At 33.8% G+C, this 16596-nt stretch carries 19 protein-coding genes; 14 read left to right on the top strand and 5 right to left on the bottom strand.

The genetic code is table 11. The annotated features are described in order from the left end of the window. Positions 1-6: 6 nt before the first annotated feature. Positions 7-354 carry a TIGR04076 family protein gene (locus tag HLK68_RS03690; protein ID WP_237701285.1) on the bottom strand — a complete coding sequence of 116 codons (348 nt, stop codon included), beginning with the start codon at positions 352-354 and terminating at the stop codon, positions 7-9. A gap of 113 nt (positions 355-467) precedes the next feature. On the opposite strand from HLK68_RS03690, the gene HLK68_RS03685 reads away from it, so the two are divergent. The 10 genes from HLK68_RS03685 (at position 468) to yfcE (ending at position 7744) form a co-directional block, all read left to right on the top strand. After that, positions 468-812: a winged helix-turn-helix transcriptional regulator gene (locus HLK68_RS03685; RefSeq protein WP_006785316.1), complete on the top strand. Its 345-nt coding sequence runs from the start codon at positions 468-470 to the stop codon at positions 810-812. A 223-nt stretch (positions 813-1035) separates the two neighbouring features. Continuing rightward, the gene (pyrF, locus tag HLK68_RS03680) at positions 1036-1743 is read left to right on the top strand and encodes an orotidine-5'-phosphate decarboxylase (protein WP_006785315.1); all 708 of its coding nucleotides are present in this window, start codon (positions 1036-1038) and stop codon (positions 1741-1743) included. A gap of 41 nt (positions 1744-1784) precedes the next feature. Continuing rightward, complete coding sequence (gene pyrE, locus HLK68_RS03675) at positions 1785-2417, top strand: orotate phosphoribosyltransferase (protein WP_006785314.1); 633 nt, start codon at positions 1785-1787, stop codon at positions 2415-2417. Between the two features lie 99 nt (positions 2418-2516). Further along, a complete protein-coding gene (locus tag HLK68_RS03670) occupies positions 2517-3233 on the top strand; it encodes an SDR family NAD(P)-dependent oxidoreductase (protein WP_238843632.1) in 717 nt (238 codons plus the stop codon). Positions 3234-3402: 169 nt separating this feature from the next. Further along, the gene (locus HLK68_RS03665) at positions 3403-3969 is read left to right on the top strand and encodes an ANTAR domain-containing response regulator (protein ID WP_006785312.1); all 567 of its coding nucleotides are present in this window, start codon (positions 3403-3405) and stop codon (positions 3967-3969) included. A 344-nt stretch (positions 3970-4313) separates the two neighbouring features. After that, the gene (gene glnA / locus HLK68_RS03660) at positions 4314-5651 is read left to right on the top strand and encodes a type I glutamate--ammonia ligase (protein ID WP_006785311.1); all 1338 of its coding nucleotides are present in this window, start codon (positions 4314-4316) and stop codon (positions 5649-5651) included. A 187-nt stretch (positions 5652-5838) separates the two neighbouring features. Then, positions 5839-6699, top strand: a complete 861-nt coding sequence (locus tag HLK68_RS03655) for a MurR/RpiR family transcriptional regulator (RefSeq protein ID WP_006785310.1) — start codon at positions 5839-5841, stop codon at positions 6697-6699. A gap of 9 nt (positions 6700-6708) precedes the next feature. Beyond that, a complete protein-coding gene (locus HLK68_RS03650) occupies positions 6709-6879 on the top strand; it encodes a hypothetical protein (RefSeq protein ID WP_009607435.1) in 171 nt (56 codons plus the stop codon). Between the two features lie 25 nt (positions 6880-6904). Then, positions 6905-7138, top strand: a complete 234-nt coding sequence (locus HLK68_RS03645) for a hypothetical protein (protein ID WP_006785309.1) — start codon at positions 6905-6907, stop codon at positions 7136-7138. Positions 7139-7195: 57 nt separating this feature from the next. Next, complete coding sequence (gene yfcE / locus HLK68_RS03640) at positions 7196-7744, top strand: phosphodiesterase (RefSeq protein WP_006785308.1); 549 nt, start codon at positions 7196-7198, stop codon at positions 7742-7744. A gap of 34 nt (positions 7745-7778) precedes the next feature. Here the strand turns inward: yfcE and HLK68_RS03635 are convergent, their stop codons facing one another. The 4 genes from HLK68_RS03635 to HLK68_RS03620 form a co-directional block, all read right to left on the bottom strand. Beyond that, positions 7779-8495 carry a M15 family metallopeptidase gene (locus HLK68_RS03635; protein WP_006785307.1) on the bottom strand — a complete coding sequence of 239 codons (717 nt, stop codon included), beginning with the start codon at positions 8493-8495 and terminating at the stop codon, positions 7779-7781. A gap of 266 nt (positions 8496-8761) precedes the next feature. Next, positions 8762-9943 (bottom strand): NAD(P)-dependent malic enzyme, encoded by a 1182-nt coding sequence (locus tag HLK68_RS03630; protein ID WP_006785306.1) that lies wholly within the window; start codon positions 9941-9943, stop codon positions 8762-8764. A 27-nt stretch (positions 9944-9970) separates the two neighbouring features. After that, positions 9971-10501 carry a Fe-S-containing hydro-lyase gene (locus HLK68_RS03625; protein ID WP_006785305.1) on the bottom strand — a complete coding sequence of 177 codons (531 nt, stop codon included), beginning with the start codon at positions 10499-10501 and terminating at the stop codon, positions 9971-9973. A 9-nt stretch (positions 10502-10510) separates the two neighbouring features. After that, positions 10511-11350, bottom strand: a complete 840-nt coding sequence (locus HLK68_RS03620) for a fumarate hydratase (protein ID WP_006785304.1) — start codon at positions 11348-11350, stop codon at positions 10511-10513. 340 nt (positions 11351-11690) lie between these two features. Here HLK68_RS03620 and HLK68_RS03615 point away from each other — a divergent pair, with 340 nt between their 5' ends. From HLK68_RS03615 to HLK68_RS03600, 4 genes are all read left to right on the top strand, one after another. Then, positions 11691-12950: a UDP-N-acetylglucosamine 1-carboxyvinyltransferase gene (locus tag HLK68_RS03615; RefSeq protein WP_006785303.1), complete on the top strand. Its 1260-nt coding sequence runs from the start codon at positions 11691-11693 to the stop codon at positions 12948-12950. A gap of 190 nt (positions 12951-13140) precedes the next feature. Next, a complete protein-coding gene (gene rpmE / locus HLK68_RS03610) occupies positions 13141-13350 on the top strand; it encodes a 50S ribosomal protein L31 (protein WP_006785302.1) in 210 nt (69 codons plus the stop codon). 580 nt (positions 13351-13930) lie between these two features. Beyond that, positions 13931-14263, top strand: a complete 333-nt coding sequence (locus HLK68_RS03605; protein WP_006785060.1) for a hypothetical protein — start codon at positions 13931-13933, stop codon at positions 14261-14263. Positions 14264-14295: 32 nt separating this feature from the next. Beyond that, entirely contained in the window at positions 14296-16263 is a 1968-nt protein-coding gene (locus tag HLK68_RS03600; protein WP_006785061.1) for a fructose-bisphosphatase class III, read from the top strand. The last annotated feature ends 333 nt before the right edge of the window (positions 16264-16596 follow it).

Below are 16596 nucleotides of genomic sequence, written 5' to 3'. Positions count from 1 at the left end.
ACTTTTTTATTTGATCGGTGTATAGTTGATTTGTGATTCTTCATCGGTACGTATAATTTTGAAAATAACAGGACGAATCCCATCGTTGCACGAACAGATTGCGACTCCTTTTTTATCAATCCAATCTCCATAGTAGAAGGTTTCACTTTCATGGGATAAGGCAAAGACGTATTGATACATGGCTTTCCATGCCTCATCGCATAATCCTTCTGGTTTAGCATAGTCACCATAAAAGATATCCCCAACTTTATGCATTGGACATTTTCCCAGATCTTTGCATCCATATTCTTTTGCTAAATCTTCGTGAAATGTTGTTTTTAAAACTTCAATCTTACACTTTTTCAATCTTAGCACTCCTCACTTAGTTATCTTTGTGTTGCTACTAATATAATCCATGTTTTATACTTGAACAAGAATGCACTTTAAAGTAAGGTACTAACTGTTAGGAAAGTGGGGGAGAAACGATAATGAGTATGAGCGAGTTTAAAGATAAAGATTTAACAGATATTAAAGCGACACCATTTGGATATACACTTTCGATTATTGGTGGAAAGTGGAAGATGATTATTATGTTTTGGCTAGTTGAATATGAGATTTTACGCTATGGACAGTTGAAACGATTGGTTGGTCAAATTAGTGATAAGGTACTAAATACTCAGTTAAAAGAATTAGAACGAGACGGAATTATTACTCGAAAAGAATATCCACAGATTCCTCCAAGAGTTGAATATTCGTTGACACCACGTGGCTTATCATTAATGCCGATTTTAGAAGAAATATGTCACTGGGGAGAATCAAACCGAAAACAATAAATTACTTATTTTTCGATAGTTGACAAAAAACACCTTATCTTCTATAATGATTGAGATAGCTTTAATTCGGTCCCGTGAGGCTGAGAAGAACACGTTTAAAATAAAAAAATATTCCGATTATTTAATGGAATTCGTGTATCCTCTTTTAGCATACTTACAGGCTGAAAGGGGATTTTTTTATACAGACGCGGGTTAAAGCATAAAGTTAATTGGGAGGTATTTTATGAATAAAGCAGTTATCATCGCATTAGATTTTAAAAATTTTGAAGAAACAAAAGCATTCATCGATCAATTTGAAGAGTCTTTATACGTTAAAGTAGGGATGGAGCTGTTTTATGCTGAAGGTCCTCAAATCATTAAATACTTAAAAGAAAAAAATCATAAAATTTTCTTAGATTTAAAATTACATGACATTCCAAACACTGTGAAAAGCGCCATGAAAAACTTAGCGCGTCTAGGTGTGGATATGGTTAACGTTCATGCAGCAGGTACAATTCCGATGATGAAAGCTGCAATGGAAGGATTAATTGAAGGAACACCTGAAGGAATGAATCGTCCTTTATGTATTGCTGTTACCCAATTAACTTCAACAACTGAAGAAATTATGCAAGAACAAATTTTAATTAATGAAACTTTACCTAATACAGTTTTAAAATATGCAACAAATACAAAAGAAGCAGGGCTAGACGGGATTGTATGTTCGGCTTTAGAAACAAAGGAAATCCATGAAAAATTAGGATTAGACTTTGTAACATGTACGCCAGGAATTCGCCAAGCTAGTGACTCTGTAGATGATCAAAAACGCGTTGTAACGCCAGAAAAAGCACGTGAATTAGGATCAGACTATATTGTAGTCGGACGCTCAATTACCAAAGCAGAAAATCCAGTTGAAACATATCGCTTAATTAATAAACAATTTTTAGGATTATAAAATAAAAATATAAAATGATAACGATGAGGAGAGATTTCTTTATGAAACGTACAATTGCTAAACACTTATTAGATATTCATGCTGTATTATTACGCCCAGAAAATCCATTTACTTGGACTTCAGGAATCAAATCACCAATTTATTGTGACAATCGTTTAACATTATCTTACCCAGCTGTTCGTCGTGATATTGAAGCAGGATTATGCGAAATTATTAAAAATGAATATCCAGAATGTGAAATGTTAATGGGAACAGCGACAGCTGGGATTCCTCATGCCGCAATTATGGCTGGTATTTTAGACTTACCAATGGGATATGTTCGTTCATCAGCTAAAAAACACGGACGTGGAAACCAAGTTGAAGGATTAGTTAAAGAAGGGATGAAAGTAGTTGTTGTTGAAGATTTAATTTCAACAGGAAAATCTTCAATTGAAGCAGTAGAAGTATTACGCGAATTAGGATGCGATGTTTTAGGAATCGTTTCTATCTTCTCTTATGAGTTAGAATCAGGACTTAAAAATTTAGAGGCTGCATCTTGTAAAAATGTTTCTTTATGTAATTATCAAACATTAGTTGAGGTAGCTGCTGAAGTTGGAGAAATTAGTGAAGATTCTATCGCTAAATTATCAGCATGGCGTCAAAACCCAGCAGATGAAAGTTGGTTAACAAAATAATTTTAAACATCGAGGATGCAAATGCATCCTTTTCTTGTATCTAATGATGCTTTAGATTATGATTAATACATTATAAGCAATCAACAGGAGGAAAGAATGATGAATGTTAAACGTTATTTTATCACAGGGGCATCAAGTGGAATTGGAGAAGATGTGACCAAAAAATTGATTGAATCGAATTATGAGGTCATAGGATGTGGATTAGAAGAAGAGACAGATTTTAAGCATCCTAATTTCTGTTATTTCCAAGCTGATGTTACTGATTGGCAGTCGTTGACCTTAAAGTTAAAAGAAGTGATGACAGAGAATCAATTTGAAAAAATTGACGGGATTGTGACGAGTGCAGGTGTTTGTGGAGTTGCTGAAGATATTTATGGGACAACAGAAGAGCGTTTTGCTGAATTGTTCAATGTTAATGTGATGGGAACCTATAATTCAATTCGTGCAGCATTACCTTACTTACAAAATGGTGCAATTGTAACGTTGTCTTCAAGTCTTGGTACGAAACCTGTTAAAAATTGTATTGGATATTCTCCTGCTAAAGCGGCAATCTGTCAGTTAACTCAAAATTTAGCACTTGAATTAGCACCTAATATTCGTGTAAATACTGTGGCACCTTCTTATATTGATACTCCAATGACGAGAAGAGAACCAGAAAAGGATGCAATGCGTCAGGCACTAGTAGCCAATTATCCGCTGCAACGTATTGGATACATTGAAGACGTTACGCCAGCTATTTTATATTTATTAAGTGATCAAGCTTCATTTATTACAGGAGAGATTCTTCGCGTTAGTGGTGGTGGACACTTACGATAATCAAAATATTCGTTAAATTTTGATAAATTTCTCTCATTAAAATCCATTTTTATCCATATTAAAAGTTGACAAAAGAACTAATAGAAGGCATGATAAATATGTAGAAGTGTGTTTTGACATAGGCTACAACATAGTGAATAATCTTTCTGATTTAGAAAAGGGTGAAGTTATGGGAGAACGTGTTATTATTGCATCACAATCAGAGAAGTTAGTTTCAAGTATTAGATCACAAATTGTAAGCAATGGCTATGAAGTTGTGGGAGTTAGTACAGATGGGTATGAATTAATTCGTCGTGCTAAAGCTTTATCGCCAGAAGTTGTCATCATTGATGAAGACTTAGGAGGAGTGAGCATTGTATCACTTGTAGAAACACTCATTTTTGAGCGTCAAGCTGTTTTATTATTGGGGAAATCGTATCAGAAATTTTATTATCGTCAGGATCCTTATTTTGAATTTTGTGAGAAGCCAGTACAACCCATTGTTTTAGTAACGATGTTACGTGTATTGACGAAGTATGGTCAGACTGTCAGACAGTTAGAATCTAAAGTAAATCAATTAGAAGAAGCACAAAAAACGGAAAAAGCTATTCGGTTAGCGAAACGAGCTCTTCAACAAAATGAAAATATGACAGAGGACGAAGCACATCGTTATATTCAAAAGAGGAGTATGGAGCTTAGGATTAGTAAACTAGAACTTTCTGAAAGAATTTTAAAAAGTTATCAGAAAAAGAGTTGATTTTTCAAAGGGCATCTCATATAATGGAAATATAGACAAGGGCGTCTTTAAGTAGCAAATAAATAAACTAATAAATGGTGAACAATGGGGTTCATTAAGTGAAACACTTATATAGTGTTAGCTTAGTGACCCTTTTTTTGTTAGTTTAACTCATTTTACGAAGTAAAATGTAGTTAAACTATACACCTTGAGGTGTCTTCACTAGTGCTTTTAATGAGATGCGAATAAATCTTATAAAGATGACACTTTTAGGCATTCAACGGAGAATGGAAAATGTTCAGTATTTAATCAATCATTAGATAGTAAACAGAGAGTATTAAGAATTTATGAGGAGGAATTGTGTTATGGCAACTTTCACTAAAGAAGAAATTTTACGTCTTGCACATGAAGAAGGGGTAAACTTTATTCGTTTAATGTTTACAGATTTATTTGGGGTATTAAAAAATGTTGAGATTCCATTATCTCAATTAGAAAAAGCATTAAACAATCAAATGATGTTTGACGGATCATCAATTGAAGGATTCACTCGTATCCAAGAATCTGATATGTACTTATATCCAGATTATAGCACTTGGTTAGTATTCCCTTGGAATCCAGGTGAAGCTAAAATTGCTCGTTTAATCTGTGATGTTCACAACGTAGATGGAGAACCATTTGCTGGAGATCCACGTTCAAACTTACGTCGTGTCATTAAAGAAATGAACGATTTAGGATTTACTCGTTTTAACTTAGGACCAGAAGCTGAGTTCTTCTTATTCAAATTAGATGAAAATGGAATGCCAACTCGTGAATTAAATGATCACGGAGGATATTTCGATTTTGCGCCACTTGACTTAGCTGAAAACTGCCGTCGTGATATCGTAATTGAACTTGAAAAATTAGGATTCGAAATTGAAGCATCTCACCATGAGGTAGCTCCAGGACAACACGAAATCGACTTCAAATATGATGACGTATTAGCGGCATGTGACAAAATCCAAACATTCAAATTAGTAGTTAAATCAATTGCTCGTAAACATGGATTATATGCAACATTCATGCCAAAACCAATCGCTGGAATCAACGGTTCAGGAATGCACTGTAACGTATCATTGTTCAATGAAGATGGAACAAATGCATTCTATGATCCAAGTGGAGACTTACAATTAAGTGAAACAGCATATCACTTCTTAGCTGGTATCTTAACACATGTTCGTAACTTTACGGCTGTTTCAAATCCAACAGTTAACTCATATAAACGTTTAACTCCTGGATATGAAGCACCAGTATACGTAGCTTGGTCACCATCTAACCGTTCACCACTAGTACGTGTTCCTGCATCTCGTGGGATGGGAACTCGTTTGGAAGTTCGTTCAGTAGATCCATCTGCAAATCCATACTTAGCATTAGCAGCTATTTTATCAGCTGGACTTGATGGAATTAAAAACAAATTAACTCCTCCTGCATCAGTTGAAGAAAATATTTTTGAAATGAACCAAGAAGAGTTAGATGCTCATGGAATTACAGCTTTACCAGGAACTTTATTCGATGCTTTAACTTTATTAGAGCAAGATGAAGTGATTAAAGCTGCATTAGGATCACACATTTTTGAAAAATTTGTTGAAGCTAAACATCAAGAATACGATGAATATCGTTTAGCTGTTCATGATTGGGAATTAAAACGTTACATGAGCTTATTATAATAAAATCTTTTCGATTTTAGGGAGTATCAAATATAATCATTCTTTTTTGGGGGGAAACAAAAAAGAATAATCAAAGGGATACTGAATCAGTTGCAAATAGTAACTGATTCAGTATCCCTTTTCATCTATAAATAGGTGAGAAGGGATGTTATAATTTTAGTGAAATTTTTCAAATGGGTGATCAATAATGGGGATATTAGAGGAACTTAGTAATCCAACGTTCAAAGTAACAAAATCGGATAAAATTTTAATCGAATACATAAAAAACACACTGAATACGGTGGTTTATAAGCCAATATCTGAAATAGCTAAAGAATCAGGTATTGGAGAAGCGACGGTTACTCGATTTACAAAAAAATTAGGATATAGTGGTTTCCAAGAATTTAAAATTAATTTAACGAAAGAATTAACGCTTCAAGAAGAAAAAGTGATTATGAATCCTAATATAAGTTGTAATGAAGAAGTAACAGAAACAGCTATGAAATTGTTTCAGGCCACATCAGAGGTATTACATCAAACACTTGAAAAAATTAATCCACATATGATTGTACAGTGTGTGCAAATGTTAACAAAAGCACGAAAAATTTATATCATTGGAATAGGATACTCAGGGATTGTTGCGACAGATTTTAATTATAAATTAATGAGAATTGGAGCTAATAGTTTTCCCATCATAGATAGTCATACGATGTTAATGTTAGCCTCTATTATGCATCAAGATGATATTATTTTAGCAATCTCTCATTCAGGAAATACAGATGAAGTGATTGAAACCGTTCATCTGGCAAAACAGCAAGGAGCAAAAATTATCGCTTTAACTGAAAATTACAACAGTCCATTGCTTCAATTAGCCGATGTTTTTTTAACATATCAGTCAAATGAAACAACATTTGAAACAGGCTCAGTTACTTCAAAACTAGCTCAAATGTTTATGCTCGATCTCATTTACACGGAAATGATTAAAGAACAATTTGATGACGTATTAGAAAAGAAAGTTAAAACAACTGATGTTATTGTAGCGTATAAAAATAAACGCAAAAAAAATTAGATATCTAACATGTTATTTAGTCGAAAATATGTTAAGTTAGGAATAGAAGTAAAAAGTGGAATTTTAAAAGTGAACGTTGTTTCAGAAGAAGGGGCGTTAGATTTTAACATTACATCAACTGATGGAACTGATGATGAAGCTTTTAAAGATATTGTGGATAAGTGTGAAAAATATGAATGATCGGTTGAAGTGGAGGTGGAGTCAGGTGAGAGTTAAGACAGTCGATATTCATTCGATGACTGTGATGCAGGCCAAAAGTTTTTTACTTCAGACGTTCAATAAATTAGAGCCAGGGATCGAGGAAGTGATTGTTATTCATGGATTTAATCAAGGTACTTCTTTAAAAGAGTTAGTTTTACATGAATTTAAACATCCTAAAATTCAGTCAAAATATCCATCGCTGAATTCAGGTCGAACACGAATCTTTATTAAATCATAGTGTTTTTTTAGTAATCTGTTTTATAATAAGGATAGATATGAAAAAGGAGTGAAAGAGATGAAATTAATGTTTGCATCCGACATTCACGGTTCGGCGTATTGGGCTAAAAAAATTCTTGAACGCTTTGAATCAGAAGAAGCTGATTACTTAGTATTACTTGGAGATATTTTATATCATGGGCCACGTAATCCGTTGCCTCAAGATTATAATCCACAGGTTGTCATTAAATTATTAAATAGCGTTAAAGATAAAATTATTGCCGTACGTGGAAACTGCGATAGCGAAGTCGATCAAATGGTTTTAGAGTTTCCAATCATGGCAGACTATAATATCATACCATTTAAACATCGCAAGATAATGGCGAGCCATGGACATATTTATGATGAGAATAAACTTCCGATTTCACTTGCACAAGGTGATGTTTTCATTTTTGGACACATTCACGTTCCTGTTTTAAAACAACTAGAAGGAATTTATATCTTAAATCCTGGTTCAGCTACCCTTCCAAAAGAAAATCATCCCAACACTTACGCAACTTTAGTTGGGGATCATTTTAAAGTCAAAACATTTGATGGAGAAGTATATAAAGATTTACATCTAAAATAAAGAAAACTCGTCGATTAGACGAGTTTTTTCTTGTTTATTGGTTGTATGGTTCGATAAATTTTGTCATAAACTCTTCAAGCGTACCAATCTGATAATAATGCATCAGTCTTGCCACTCTTTTTCCTACAAAGGTGATATGCCAGGGTTCATACCTATATCCGGTTAAATGACTCAGTCCTTTTTGGTAACGAATAATAAATCCATACTCATGTGCATGATTATTAATCCAGTTTGATTCCTTTGTCCCTTCAAATTTATCTGATTCATGGTCTGTTTCACAAATATCAATAGCGTAGCCTGTTTGATGTTCACTGTGTCCTGCTCTTGCACTATAAGTATCCACAGCTTGCATGGAATCTTTTTTTAAGTAGTCGTGATAAAGATTTTCTTGATAATCAAATGTTCGATAGGCGGACACAACGGATAAATGACAACCTGCTACACGAGCATCTTCTTGTAGTTGTAAAAAAGCTTCTACTGTATTTTGACAGGCCTGATATGTCGAGTTAGGAAAATAAGTGAGAGTGGAAGGGATAAAGTGAGATGGCAATTTTTTATACTTATTAACGAGTAGCGGAAATACACTTGTATCTTTAATTTCTTCAATCCCTTCATAAAAGGGTCGATAAAGTCCAGCGTTGACTTGCCAGATCACATCAGATGTTTGAAGCTGTGGATTTTTAAGGGCATAATCATAATAATGTTGTAAATGTTCTTCCTTATAATAAGAATAAAATTCAAAGCGGTTCAAATCATCACCTCCCACTAGTTTATACTATAGAATATGAACCCCCTCATGCTAAACATGCATGAGGGGGTTCTGTTTTTTTGATACGCAATATTGAGTCATTTATAGATTTCTAAAACTAATATATATAATAATACGTGATGAGTGATTTTTTCAGAAAATTATATCTATTTTTTTGCCTAGTAGTTCAGGATTATTTTTTACGTAAAATGCTAGCGAACCTACATTTTAAGAATCAGTTTTAATTCATAGTAGACAGATTTATAAATTTAAATACGAGCTACATTTGTTTTTTTAGCTGTTTCTTTAACAGCCTCTGCGACTTTTTTAGCAACATCAGGATTGAATGGCGACGGAATAATGAAATCAGGTGCTAATTCATCGTCACTTACACAAGAGGCGATGGCGATTGCAGCTGCCATTTTCATTTCTTCATTGATTTTTTTAGCACGAGCGTCAAGTGCTCCACGGAAAATGCCTGGGAAGGCTAAGACGTTATTAATTTGGTTCGGGAAGTCTGAGCGTCCGGTACCAACGACTAGTGCGCCACCTTCTTTTGCTAAATCTGGCATGATTTCAGGATTTGGATTGGCCATTGCAAAGATAAAAGGATCTTTGTTCATTTTAGCAATCATTTCTTTTGTTACAATGTTAGCAACAGAGACACCGATAAATACATCGGCTCCAACTAAGGCACTTGCTAATGTATCATCCCCGATGAAATCTTCAGGATTTGTAATTTCAAGTAATTCCTTTGTTAAGAAGTCATAACGGTCTGCTTTACTTTTGTGGACAATTCCATCGATATTATATCCAATAATATTTTTAACGCCTAAAGCATGTAACATTTTAATAATAGAGCTTCCCGCTGCTCCTGTTCCACTGACGATAACTTTTAAAGATGATAGTTCTTTATTTGTTAATTTGCACGCATTAATCAATGCGGCACTCACAACAATGGCTGTTCCGTGTTGGTCATCATGAAAAACTGGAATATCCATTTCTTCGATTAAACGGCGTTCGATTTCAACGCAACGAGGTGCTGAAATATCTTCAAGGTTGATTCCACCTAAAGATGGGGCAAGTAGTTTACAAGTTTGAATGATAAGTTCTACATCTTGAGTATCGAGGCATAATGGGAAAGAATCAACATTTGCAAATTGTTTTAATAAAATTGATTTTCCCTCCATAACAGGTAGAGCTGCTTTAGGACCGATATTTCCAAGCCCTAAAACGGCTGAACCATCGGTAATAACGGCAACCATATTCCCTTTACTTGTGTATTTATAAATTTCATCTTCATTTTTAGCGATTTCACGACAAGGTTCGGCCACACCTGGCGAGTATGCTAAACTTAAATCTTCTTTTGTTTCTACCTTAACTTTTGAATTAATTTCTATTTTTCCACGAGCTGATTCGTGTAGTGCTAACGATTTTTCAAATACATTCATGATGTTTCCTCCAAATAGTAATGTTTTTTAGTTTTGAGTTGAATATAGACTATTACCGTAACAATCCGTTGCTACGATAACAGGGAAATCTTCTACATATAGGCGTCTAATGGCCTCTGTACCTAAATCATCAAATGCAATGACTTCGCATTCTTTAATTTGTTTTGCAAGTAATGCAGCGGCTCCACCTACTGCAGCAAAATAAATACCAGTATTTTGTTTCATTGATTCAATAACTAGTTCATTTCTTGGCCCTTTTCCAATCATTCCACTTAACCCAAGTTCTAGTAAAGTTGGAGAGTAGGCATCCATTCGATAACTGGTTGTTGGACCTGCAGAACCAATAACGGCTCCAGGTTTTTCAGGTGTTGGACCAACATAATAGATGATATTATCTTTTAAATCAAAAGGAAGAGGTTCATTATGTTCGATTAATTCAATTAAACGTTTATGAGCGGCATCACGTGCCGTATAAATAACACCTGTTATTTTAACCATATCTCCAGCTTTTAATGTTTTAACGATATCCTTTGTTAAAGGTGTTTGTAAATTTATCATGACGGCCCCCTAAAAAATTTCTGTTAAATGTCTAGAAGCGTGACATTGGATGTTTACGGCCACGGGAAGCGATGCGATGTGACATGGATAGGTGTTAACTTTAACGGCTAACGCTGTTGTAACCCCTCCAAATCCCATTGGACCAATATTTAATTCGTTAATTTCTTTTAATAGTTCAGTTTCTAATTTAGCGGCAATCTCATCTTGCGACTGGTCTTTTATTTCACGCATTAAAGCTTGTTTTGAAAGAAGGGCACATTTTTCAAAGTTACCACCGATTCCAATCCCAACAATAATCGGAGGACATGGATTTCCACCTGCTTTTAAGACAGTATCAATAACGAACCGTTTAACTCCTTCATATCCATCTGATGGTTTTAACATTGAAATTGCGCTGACGTTTTCACTTCCGGCACCTTTAGGAGCAATGGTAATTTTTAATTGATCCCCTTCTGTAAAATTATAGTGGATAATAGCGGGAGTATTATCCTTTGTATTAATACGGTGAAGCGGGTGAGCGACGACCGATTTTCTTAAATATCCTTTTTCGTATCCACGACGAATTCCTTCATGTATCGCAGCTTCAAGATTTCCAATGAGTTGAAGCTCGTGGCCAATTTCTACAAATACAACGACAATTCCTGTATCCTGGCACATTGGAACGTGATCTTTTGATGCAATTTCATCATTTTCTATAATTTGAGAAAGGATGGTTTTTCCTAGAGTAGAGGTTTCGACATCTTTTGCCATTCTTAATGTGTTAAATAATGAGTGACTGGCATAATAATTAGCTTCAATACACATTTGTTCAATTTTTGGAATAATACTTGAGACTTCAAGTTTTTTCATCTATAAAATCCCTCCTTATTACCTAATATTTTACAGTAATATAGAATATAATAAAAGGGAAACGACGAGCTTATAAATTTTGTTAGAGTGTCTTTCATTGATAGTAGAGATTTAATAAGAAATAATATTCCAAAATAACCACAAAATTATATTTTTGGTACAAAATTTCTTTTATTTTAGGGTGGAAAAATGTCTAATTTTGTAATTGATTACAATTATCATTAAATTTTGAAAAAAATAATAGAGAAGCACTATAAAAGGTAAAATATCTTTAACAACTTAGGCCAAAGTTTGATATAATACAATAGGTATTCGTGTAGAACAGAAAGGAAGAGCGTCAATGGAAGTGATTAAAATAGAAGGAGGACGTCCTTTAAGAGGAACAGTCCGAATTGACAGTGCTAAAAATAGTACAGTTGCTTTAATTCCTGCGGCCATTTTAGCGGATTCTTCAGTTATATTAGAAGGCGTTCCACAAATTGTTGACGTCGATCATCTAGGAATGATGATTGAACAATTAAATGGTACATATAAGTTAGAAAATGATGAATTAATTATAGATCCTACAAACTTAATAAATACACCGTTAATTGAGGGTGCAGTCAATAAATTACGAGCTTCATATTATTTCATGGGAGCTTTGCTTGGAAAATTTAAAGAAGCGGTAATTGGAATGCCAGGAGGTTGTTATCTTGGACCTCGTCCGATTGATTTACATTTAAAAGGATTTGAAGCGTTAGGGGCAACCATTACTCAAGAAGCAGGGGCTATCAAATTAAAAGCGGATGTTTTACGTGGGGCAAAAATCTATCTAGATTTCCCATCAGTAGGGGCGACAATTAACATTATGTTAGCAGCTGTAAAAGCTGAGGGAACAACCGTGATTGAAAATGCAGCAAAAGAACCTGAAATTGTTGATATTGCAAACTTATTAAATAGTATGGGAGCAAAAATCAAAGGAGCAGGAACAGGAGAAATCCGTATTCAAGGGGTTGAAAAACTTCATGGAACTCGTCATGCAATTATTCCAGACCGTATTGAAGCGGGAACTTATATTACATTAGCAGCTGTAGCGGGAGAAGAAGTGAAAATTGATAATATCATTCCTCATCACTTAGAAGCATTAATTGCTAAATTACGTGAAATGGGTGTTGATATCGATGTTTTCACCGATCATGTGATTGTACGTGGATTAAAATCAATGAAAGCTGTAGATTTTAAAACCAGCACATATCCAGGACTAGCAACAGATTTACAACAACCATTAGTGACTTTATTAACTCAATCAACAGGAGTTGGAATGGTGACAGATACAATCTACTCTGACCGTTTTAAAAACTGCTTTGAGTTAAATAAAATGGGAGCTAATATCAAGGTACAAGGCAATTCAGCTATCGTTCAAGGTCCTAGCAAATTATATGCAGCACGCGTTAAAGCAACGGACTTAAGAGCAGGAGCATCACTTGTTATCGCTGGATTAGTTGCACAAGGTGTAACTGAAATCTCAAACACATATCATATTGATCGAGGATACTCGAACATTGAACAAAAATTAAATAACATCGGTGCCAAAGTATGGCGTGAAGATGTAAATGAGTAATAAAAAAATCAATAGAACATAATTGAAAAGCTTTATAGGATATAGGTGAAAAAATTAGAAAATTGGGAATATTTTTATTGCCGGATTCGTAAAATTTATATTGCACCATAACTATAAATCTAGTATAATTCTATTGTTATATAGACTTTCTCTGATTTAAAAATTAATCAGGGCCGAAGGAGTGAAAGAAATGAAACAAGGAATCCATCCAGAATACAACCGTATTAACGTAGTATGTACTACATGTGGAAACGAATTCGAAAGCGGATCTGTTAAGAAAGAAATCCGTGTTGACACTTGCTCAAACTGTCACCCATTCTATACAGGACGTCAAAAATTCGCTCAAGCTGACGGACGTATCGAACGCTTCAACAAAAAATACGGAATCAATTCTAAATAGTTTTGATACTAAAACACCACCATTTGTGTGGTGTTTTTTTTATACTTATAAAAATGAATATCTTCTCTTTTACTCATTTTTATCTTATTTTTCGAATATTTTTTCATTTCGTTCTTTTGATAGGATATAATCTGGATTTTTGTTACCGTACTATTAAATAAAATCATAAAATTAAAAATGTATCTGATAATGAGACTGCTTTATCATTGATGTGTGAAAGCATAAAAAACAATACAGCATGAACAAGTCGTCATTTTTTTTAGAATCAATAGAAGTAAAGTTGCAAGGTAAAATTTAGCAAATTATTTTAATTTGTGAAAATAGTAATAACGCTTTCTTTTGGTAAGGAACTGTGATAGAATCCAAATTGTACAAGAAAAGATTATAACGTTAAATTGCCAAGCGATAACAATCCGTTTATTCTTGTTAAAATGTTTTTTACCCTAATTGAAAAGAGGCTTCCGAATGAATCGGAAGTCTCTTTTTGATAAGAAAGACAATTTGTGAAAAAACGGATTAGGGGGAAGGAAAAAGGTTAATTTAATTATTAATCTTATAAAATGAAGGGGATGAATAAAATATGAAATGTGAAGTGATTGTAATCAAAAATCTAATCAAACAAAATAAATTAGATTTAGCTATTCAGGAATTAATGGACTATGCGGATAAAACGGGGGCAAACAATATTGTAGTCAATCATTATTGGTCACAACAAAAATTACAACAATTAATTGAAGAACAATGCAAAGATGAATATATGCATTGGATTACCGTCTATGATTCAATTTCCCATATTGAAACTTTAAAAGCACCTTGGTTTTATCGTGATGAATTAGGAAACTTTTATAATATAAATGAAATGATACTTGAATTAACACTTAAAAAAATTGAGAATAATGTAAAATCAGCATAATTGGGGATAAGTCTGAAAAGTAGGGGAAAACAATGAGGGATGATCAGAAAAGTACACGAGAAAAACATTTGAAATTACTTGGTAAAAGTTTTCCAAGTATTGATAGTGCTGCTACAGAAATTATTAATTTAGAAGCAATATTGAACTTACCGAAAGGAACAGAACATTTTTTGACAGATATTCATGGGGAGTATGAACCTTTTATACATGTTTTAAAAAATGGTTCAGGAGTTGTAAAGGTTAAGATTGAAGAAGTTTTTCGAAATACCTTGCTAGATAGCGAGAAAAAGTCACTAGCTACGTTGGTCTATTATCCAGAACAAAAAATTGAGATGGTTGAAAAGCAATTTGACAAGATGGATGACTGGTACCGAGTTAATTTATATCGACTCATTGAACTTTGTCGAAATGCTTCAAGTAAGTACACGCGGTCTAAAGTTAGAAAAGCTTTACCAGAGGATTTTCGATATATCATTGAAGAATTGTTACATGAGCAAGAAAATGGCATTGATAAGCATGATTACTATGATGGAATCATTAATACGATTATTGAAGTCGGAAAGGCACGGGAGTTTATTATTGCCTTATCTAATCTTATTCAACGTCTTGTTATTGATCGCCTACACATTATCGGAGATATTTACGATCGTGGACCAAGGCCCGATATTATTATGGATACTCTTTTGAACTATCATAGCGTCGATATCCAATGGGGAAATCACGATATTGTGTGGATGGGCGCTGCATCTGGTCATCAGGCTTGTATCGCCAACGTTTTAAGAGTTTCAGCACGTTATAATAATTTAGATGTTATAGAAGATGCCTACGGTATCAACTTATTGCCACTTGCAACTTTTGCTATGCATGCCTATCAAGATGATCCATGTCATGCCTTTCAAATTTTAGATAATCGTAAGGAAGATTATGCGATGGGAGAATTTGAACTAATTTCCAAAATGCATAAAGCAATTACAATTATTCAATTAAAATTAGAGTATGATATCATCACGAAACATCCAGAATTTGAAATGACACATCGACTTTTATTACATAAAATCAATTATGAAGCAGGAACAATTGATTTAAACGGACAAACTTATCCACTGACTGATACCCATTTTCCAACGATTAATCCTCATCAGCCATATGAGCTAACAGATGAAGAGAGAAATGTTATTGAACGCCTAACGATTTCTTTTATTAACAGTGACAAATTACAAAAACATGTGCGTTTTTTGTTTAAGTGTGGCAGCATGTATTTAAAATATAATTCGAATCTCTTATTTCATGGATGCATTCCCATGAATGAGGATAAAACATTTCAAGAAATGACGATTCAAAATAAACGGTATAAAGGAAAAAAACTACTAGATCAATTTGAAGTTATGGCAAGAGAGGGTTATTTTAATCAAAATAATCTTGAAGATAAGCAGTATGGGATGGATATCATGTGGTATTTATGGTGTGGGGCAAAATCCTCTTTATTTGGAAAAGAATCAATGACAATGTTTGAACGCTATTTTTTAGAAGATAAAAAGCTCATGGTTGAGAAAAAGAATGCCTATTATAAGTTTCGTGATGATGAAGAAATGTGTAACTTGATTTTTGAAGAATTTGGACTTGATCAATGCGAGTCTCGTATTGTTAATGGACATGTTCCCGTTAAAAAAAAGGATGGTGAAAGTCCGATTAAAGCAAATGGAAAATTGCTTGTCATTGATGGTGGATTTTCGAGGACGTATCAACGGAAAACGGGGATTGCAGGCTATACGCTGATTTATAATTCATACGGGCTACAAATTGTCGCTCACGAACCTTTCGAATCAACGGAAAAAGCCATCGCTCTTGAATTAGATATTTTATCCACAAGAGTCGTTGTCGAAAAAATATTAGTAAGAAAGCGGGTAAGGGACACTGATGTTGGCCTTGAATTAATGGATCAGATTGATGATTTGAAATTACTTTTAAATTCCTATCGTCGAGGCTCTATGAAATTTTAAAAATCTTCTGTATAAAAGTTTGATCATTGGATAGTCTATGTCTATCGTAAACTTATTTTTTCAGTATTTCTATGTTTGAAGTGAGGTTTCCATGTCAGAGTGGACACCTCTTTTTAATAAAGGAAATAGTTTGTGAAATTTTCAAAAGTAATGATAGATAAAACAAAAGATGATTCACGAAATTAAAACTTTAATTCATTAAAATAGATTATAGTGAGAAATATAGTTCAGATGAGAAAAACTAGCCCTAAACAATTTACAAGATTTTATTTACAATAGTCAAAAAAGTAGTTGACCTTTACGCAACGTTAACCTGTATGATAAAGATGAAAG

The sequence above is a fragment of the Turicibacter sanguinis genome (assembly GCF_013046825.1).
GTDB lineage: Bacteria > Bacillota_I > Bacilli_A > MOL361 > Turicibacteraceae > Turicibacter > Turicibacter sanguinis.
This window is presented reverse-complemented; position numbering and strand designations above follow the sequence as displayed.

Excerpts from the sequence above, each read along its gene's own strand:
- pyrE (WP_006785314.1), top strand. The coding sequence starts at position 1,785 with ATGAAACGTACAATTGCTAAACACTTATTAGATATTCATGCTGTATTA.
- HLK68_RS03685 (WP_006785316.1), top strand. The coding sequence starts at position 468 with ATGAGTATGAGCGAGTTTAAAGATAAAGATTTAACAGATATTAAAGCG.
- HLK68_RS03630 (WP_006785306.1), bottom strand. The coding sequence starts at position 9,943 with ATGAATGTATTTGAAAAATCGTTAGCACTACACGAATCAGCTCGTGGA.
- HLK68_RS03615 (WP_006785303.1), top strand. The coding sequence starts at position 11,691 with ATGGAAGTGATTAAAATAGAAGGAGGACGTCCTTTAAGAGGAACAGTC.
- pyrF (WP_006785315.1), top strand. The coding sequence starts at position 1,036 with ATGAATAAAGCAGTTATCATCGCATTAGATTTTAAAAATTTTGAAGAA.
- HLK68_RS03650 (WP_009607435.1), top strand. The coding sequence starts at position 6,709 with ATGTTATTTAGTCGAAAATATGTTAAGTTAGGAATAGAAGTAAAAAGT.
- glnA (WP_006785311.1), top strand. The coding sequence starts at position 4,314 with ATGGCAACTTTCACTAAAGAAGAAATTTTACGTCTTGCACATGAAGAA.
- HLK68_RS03600 (WP_006785061.1), top strand. The coding sequence starts at position 14,296 with ATGAGGGATGATCAGAAAAGTACACGAGAAAAACATTTGAAATTACTT.
- HLK68_RS03655 (WP_006785310.1), top strand. The coding sequence starts at position 5,839 with ATGGGGATATTAGAGGAACTTAGTAATCCAACGTTCAAAGTAACAAAA.
- HLK68_RS03625 (WP_006785305.1), bottom strand. The coding sequence starts at position 10,501 with ATGATAAATTTACAAACACCTTTAACAAAGGATATCGTTAAAACATTA.
- HLK68_RS03605 (WP_006785060.1), top strand. The coding sequence starts at position 13,931 with ATGAAATGTGAAGTGATTGTAATCAAAAATCTAATCAAACAAAATAAA.
- rpmE (WP_006785302.1), top strand. The coding sequence starts at position 13,141 with ATGAAACAAGGAATCCATCCAGAATACAACCGTATTAACGTAGTATGT.
- HLK68_RS03670 (WP_238843632.1), top strand. The coding sequence starts at position 2,517 with ATGAATGTTAAACGTTATTTTATCACAGGGGCATCAAGTGGAATTGGA.
- yfcE (WP_006785308.1), top strand. The coding sequence starts at position 7,196 with ATGAAATTAATGTTTGCATCCGACATTCACGGTTCGGCGTATTGGGCT.
- HLK68_RS03665 (WP_006785312.1), top strand. The coding sequence starts at position 3,403 with ATGGGAGAACGTGTTATTATTGCATCACAATCAGAGAAGTTAGTTTCA.
- HLK68_RS03620 (WP_006785304.1), bottom strand. The coding sequence starts at position 11,350 with ATGAAAAAACTTGAAGTCTCAAGTATTATTCCAAAAATTGAACAAATG.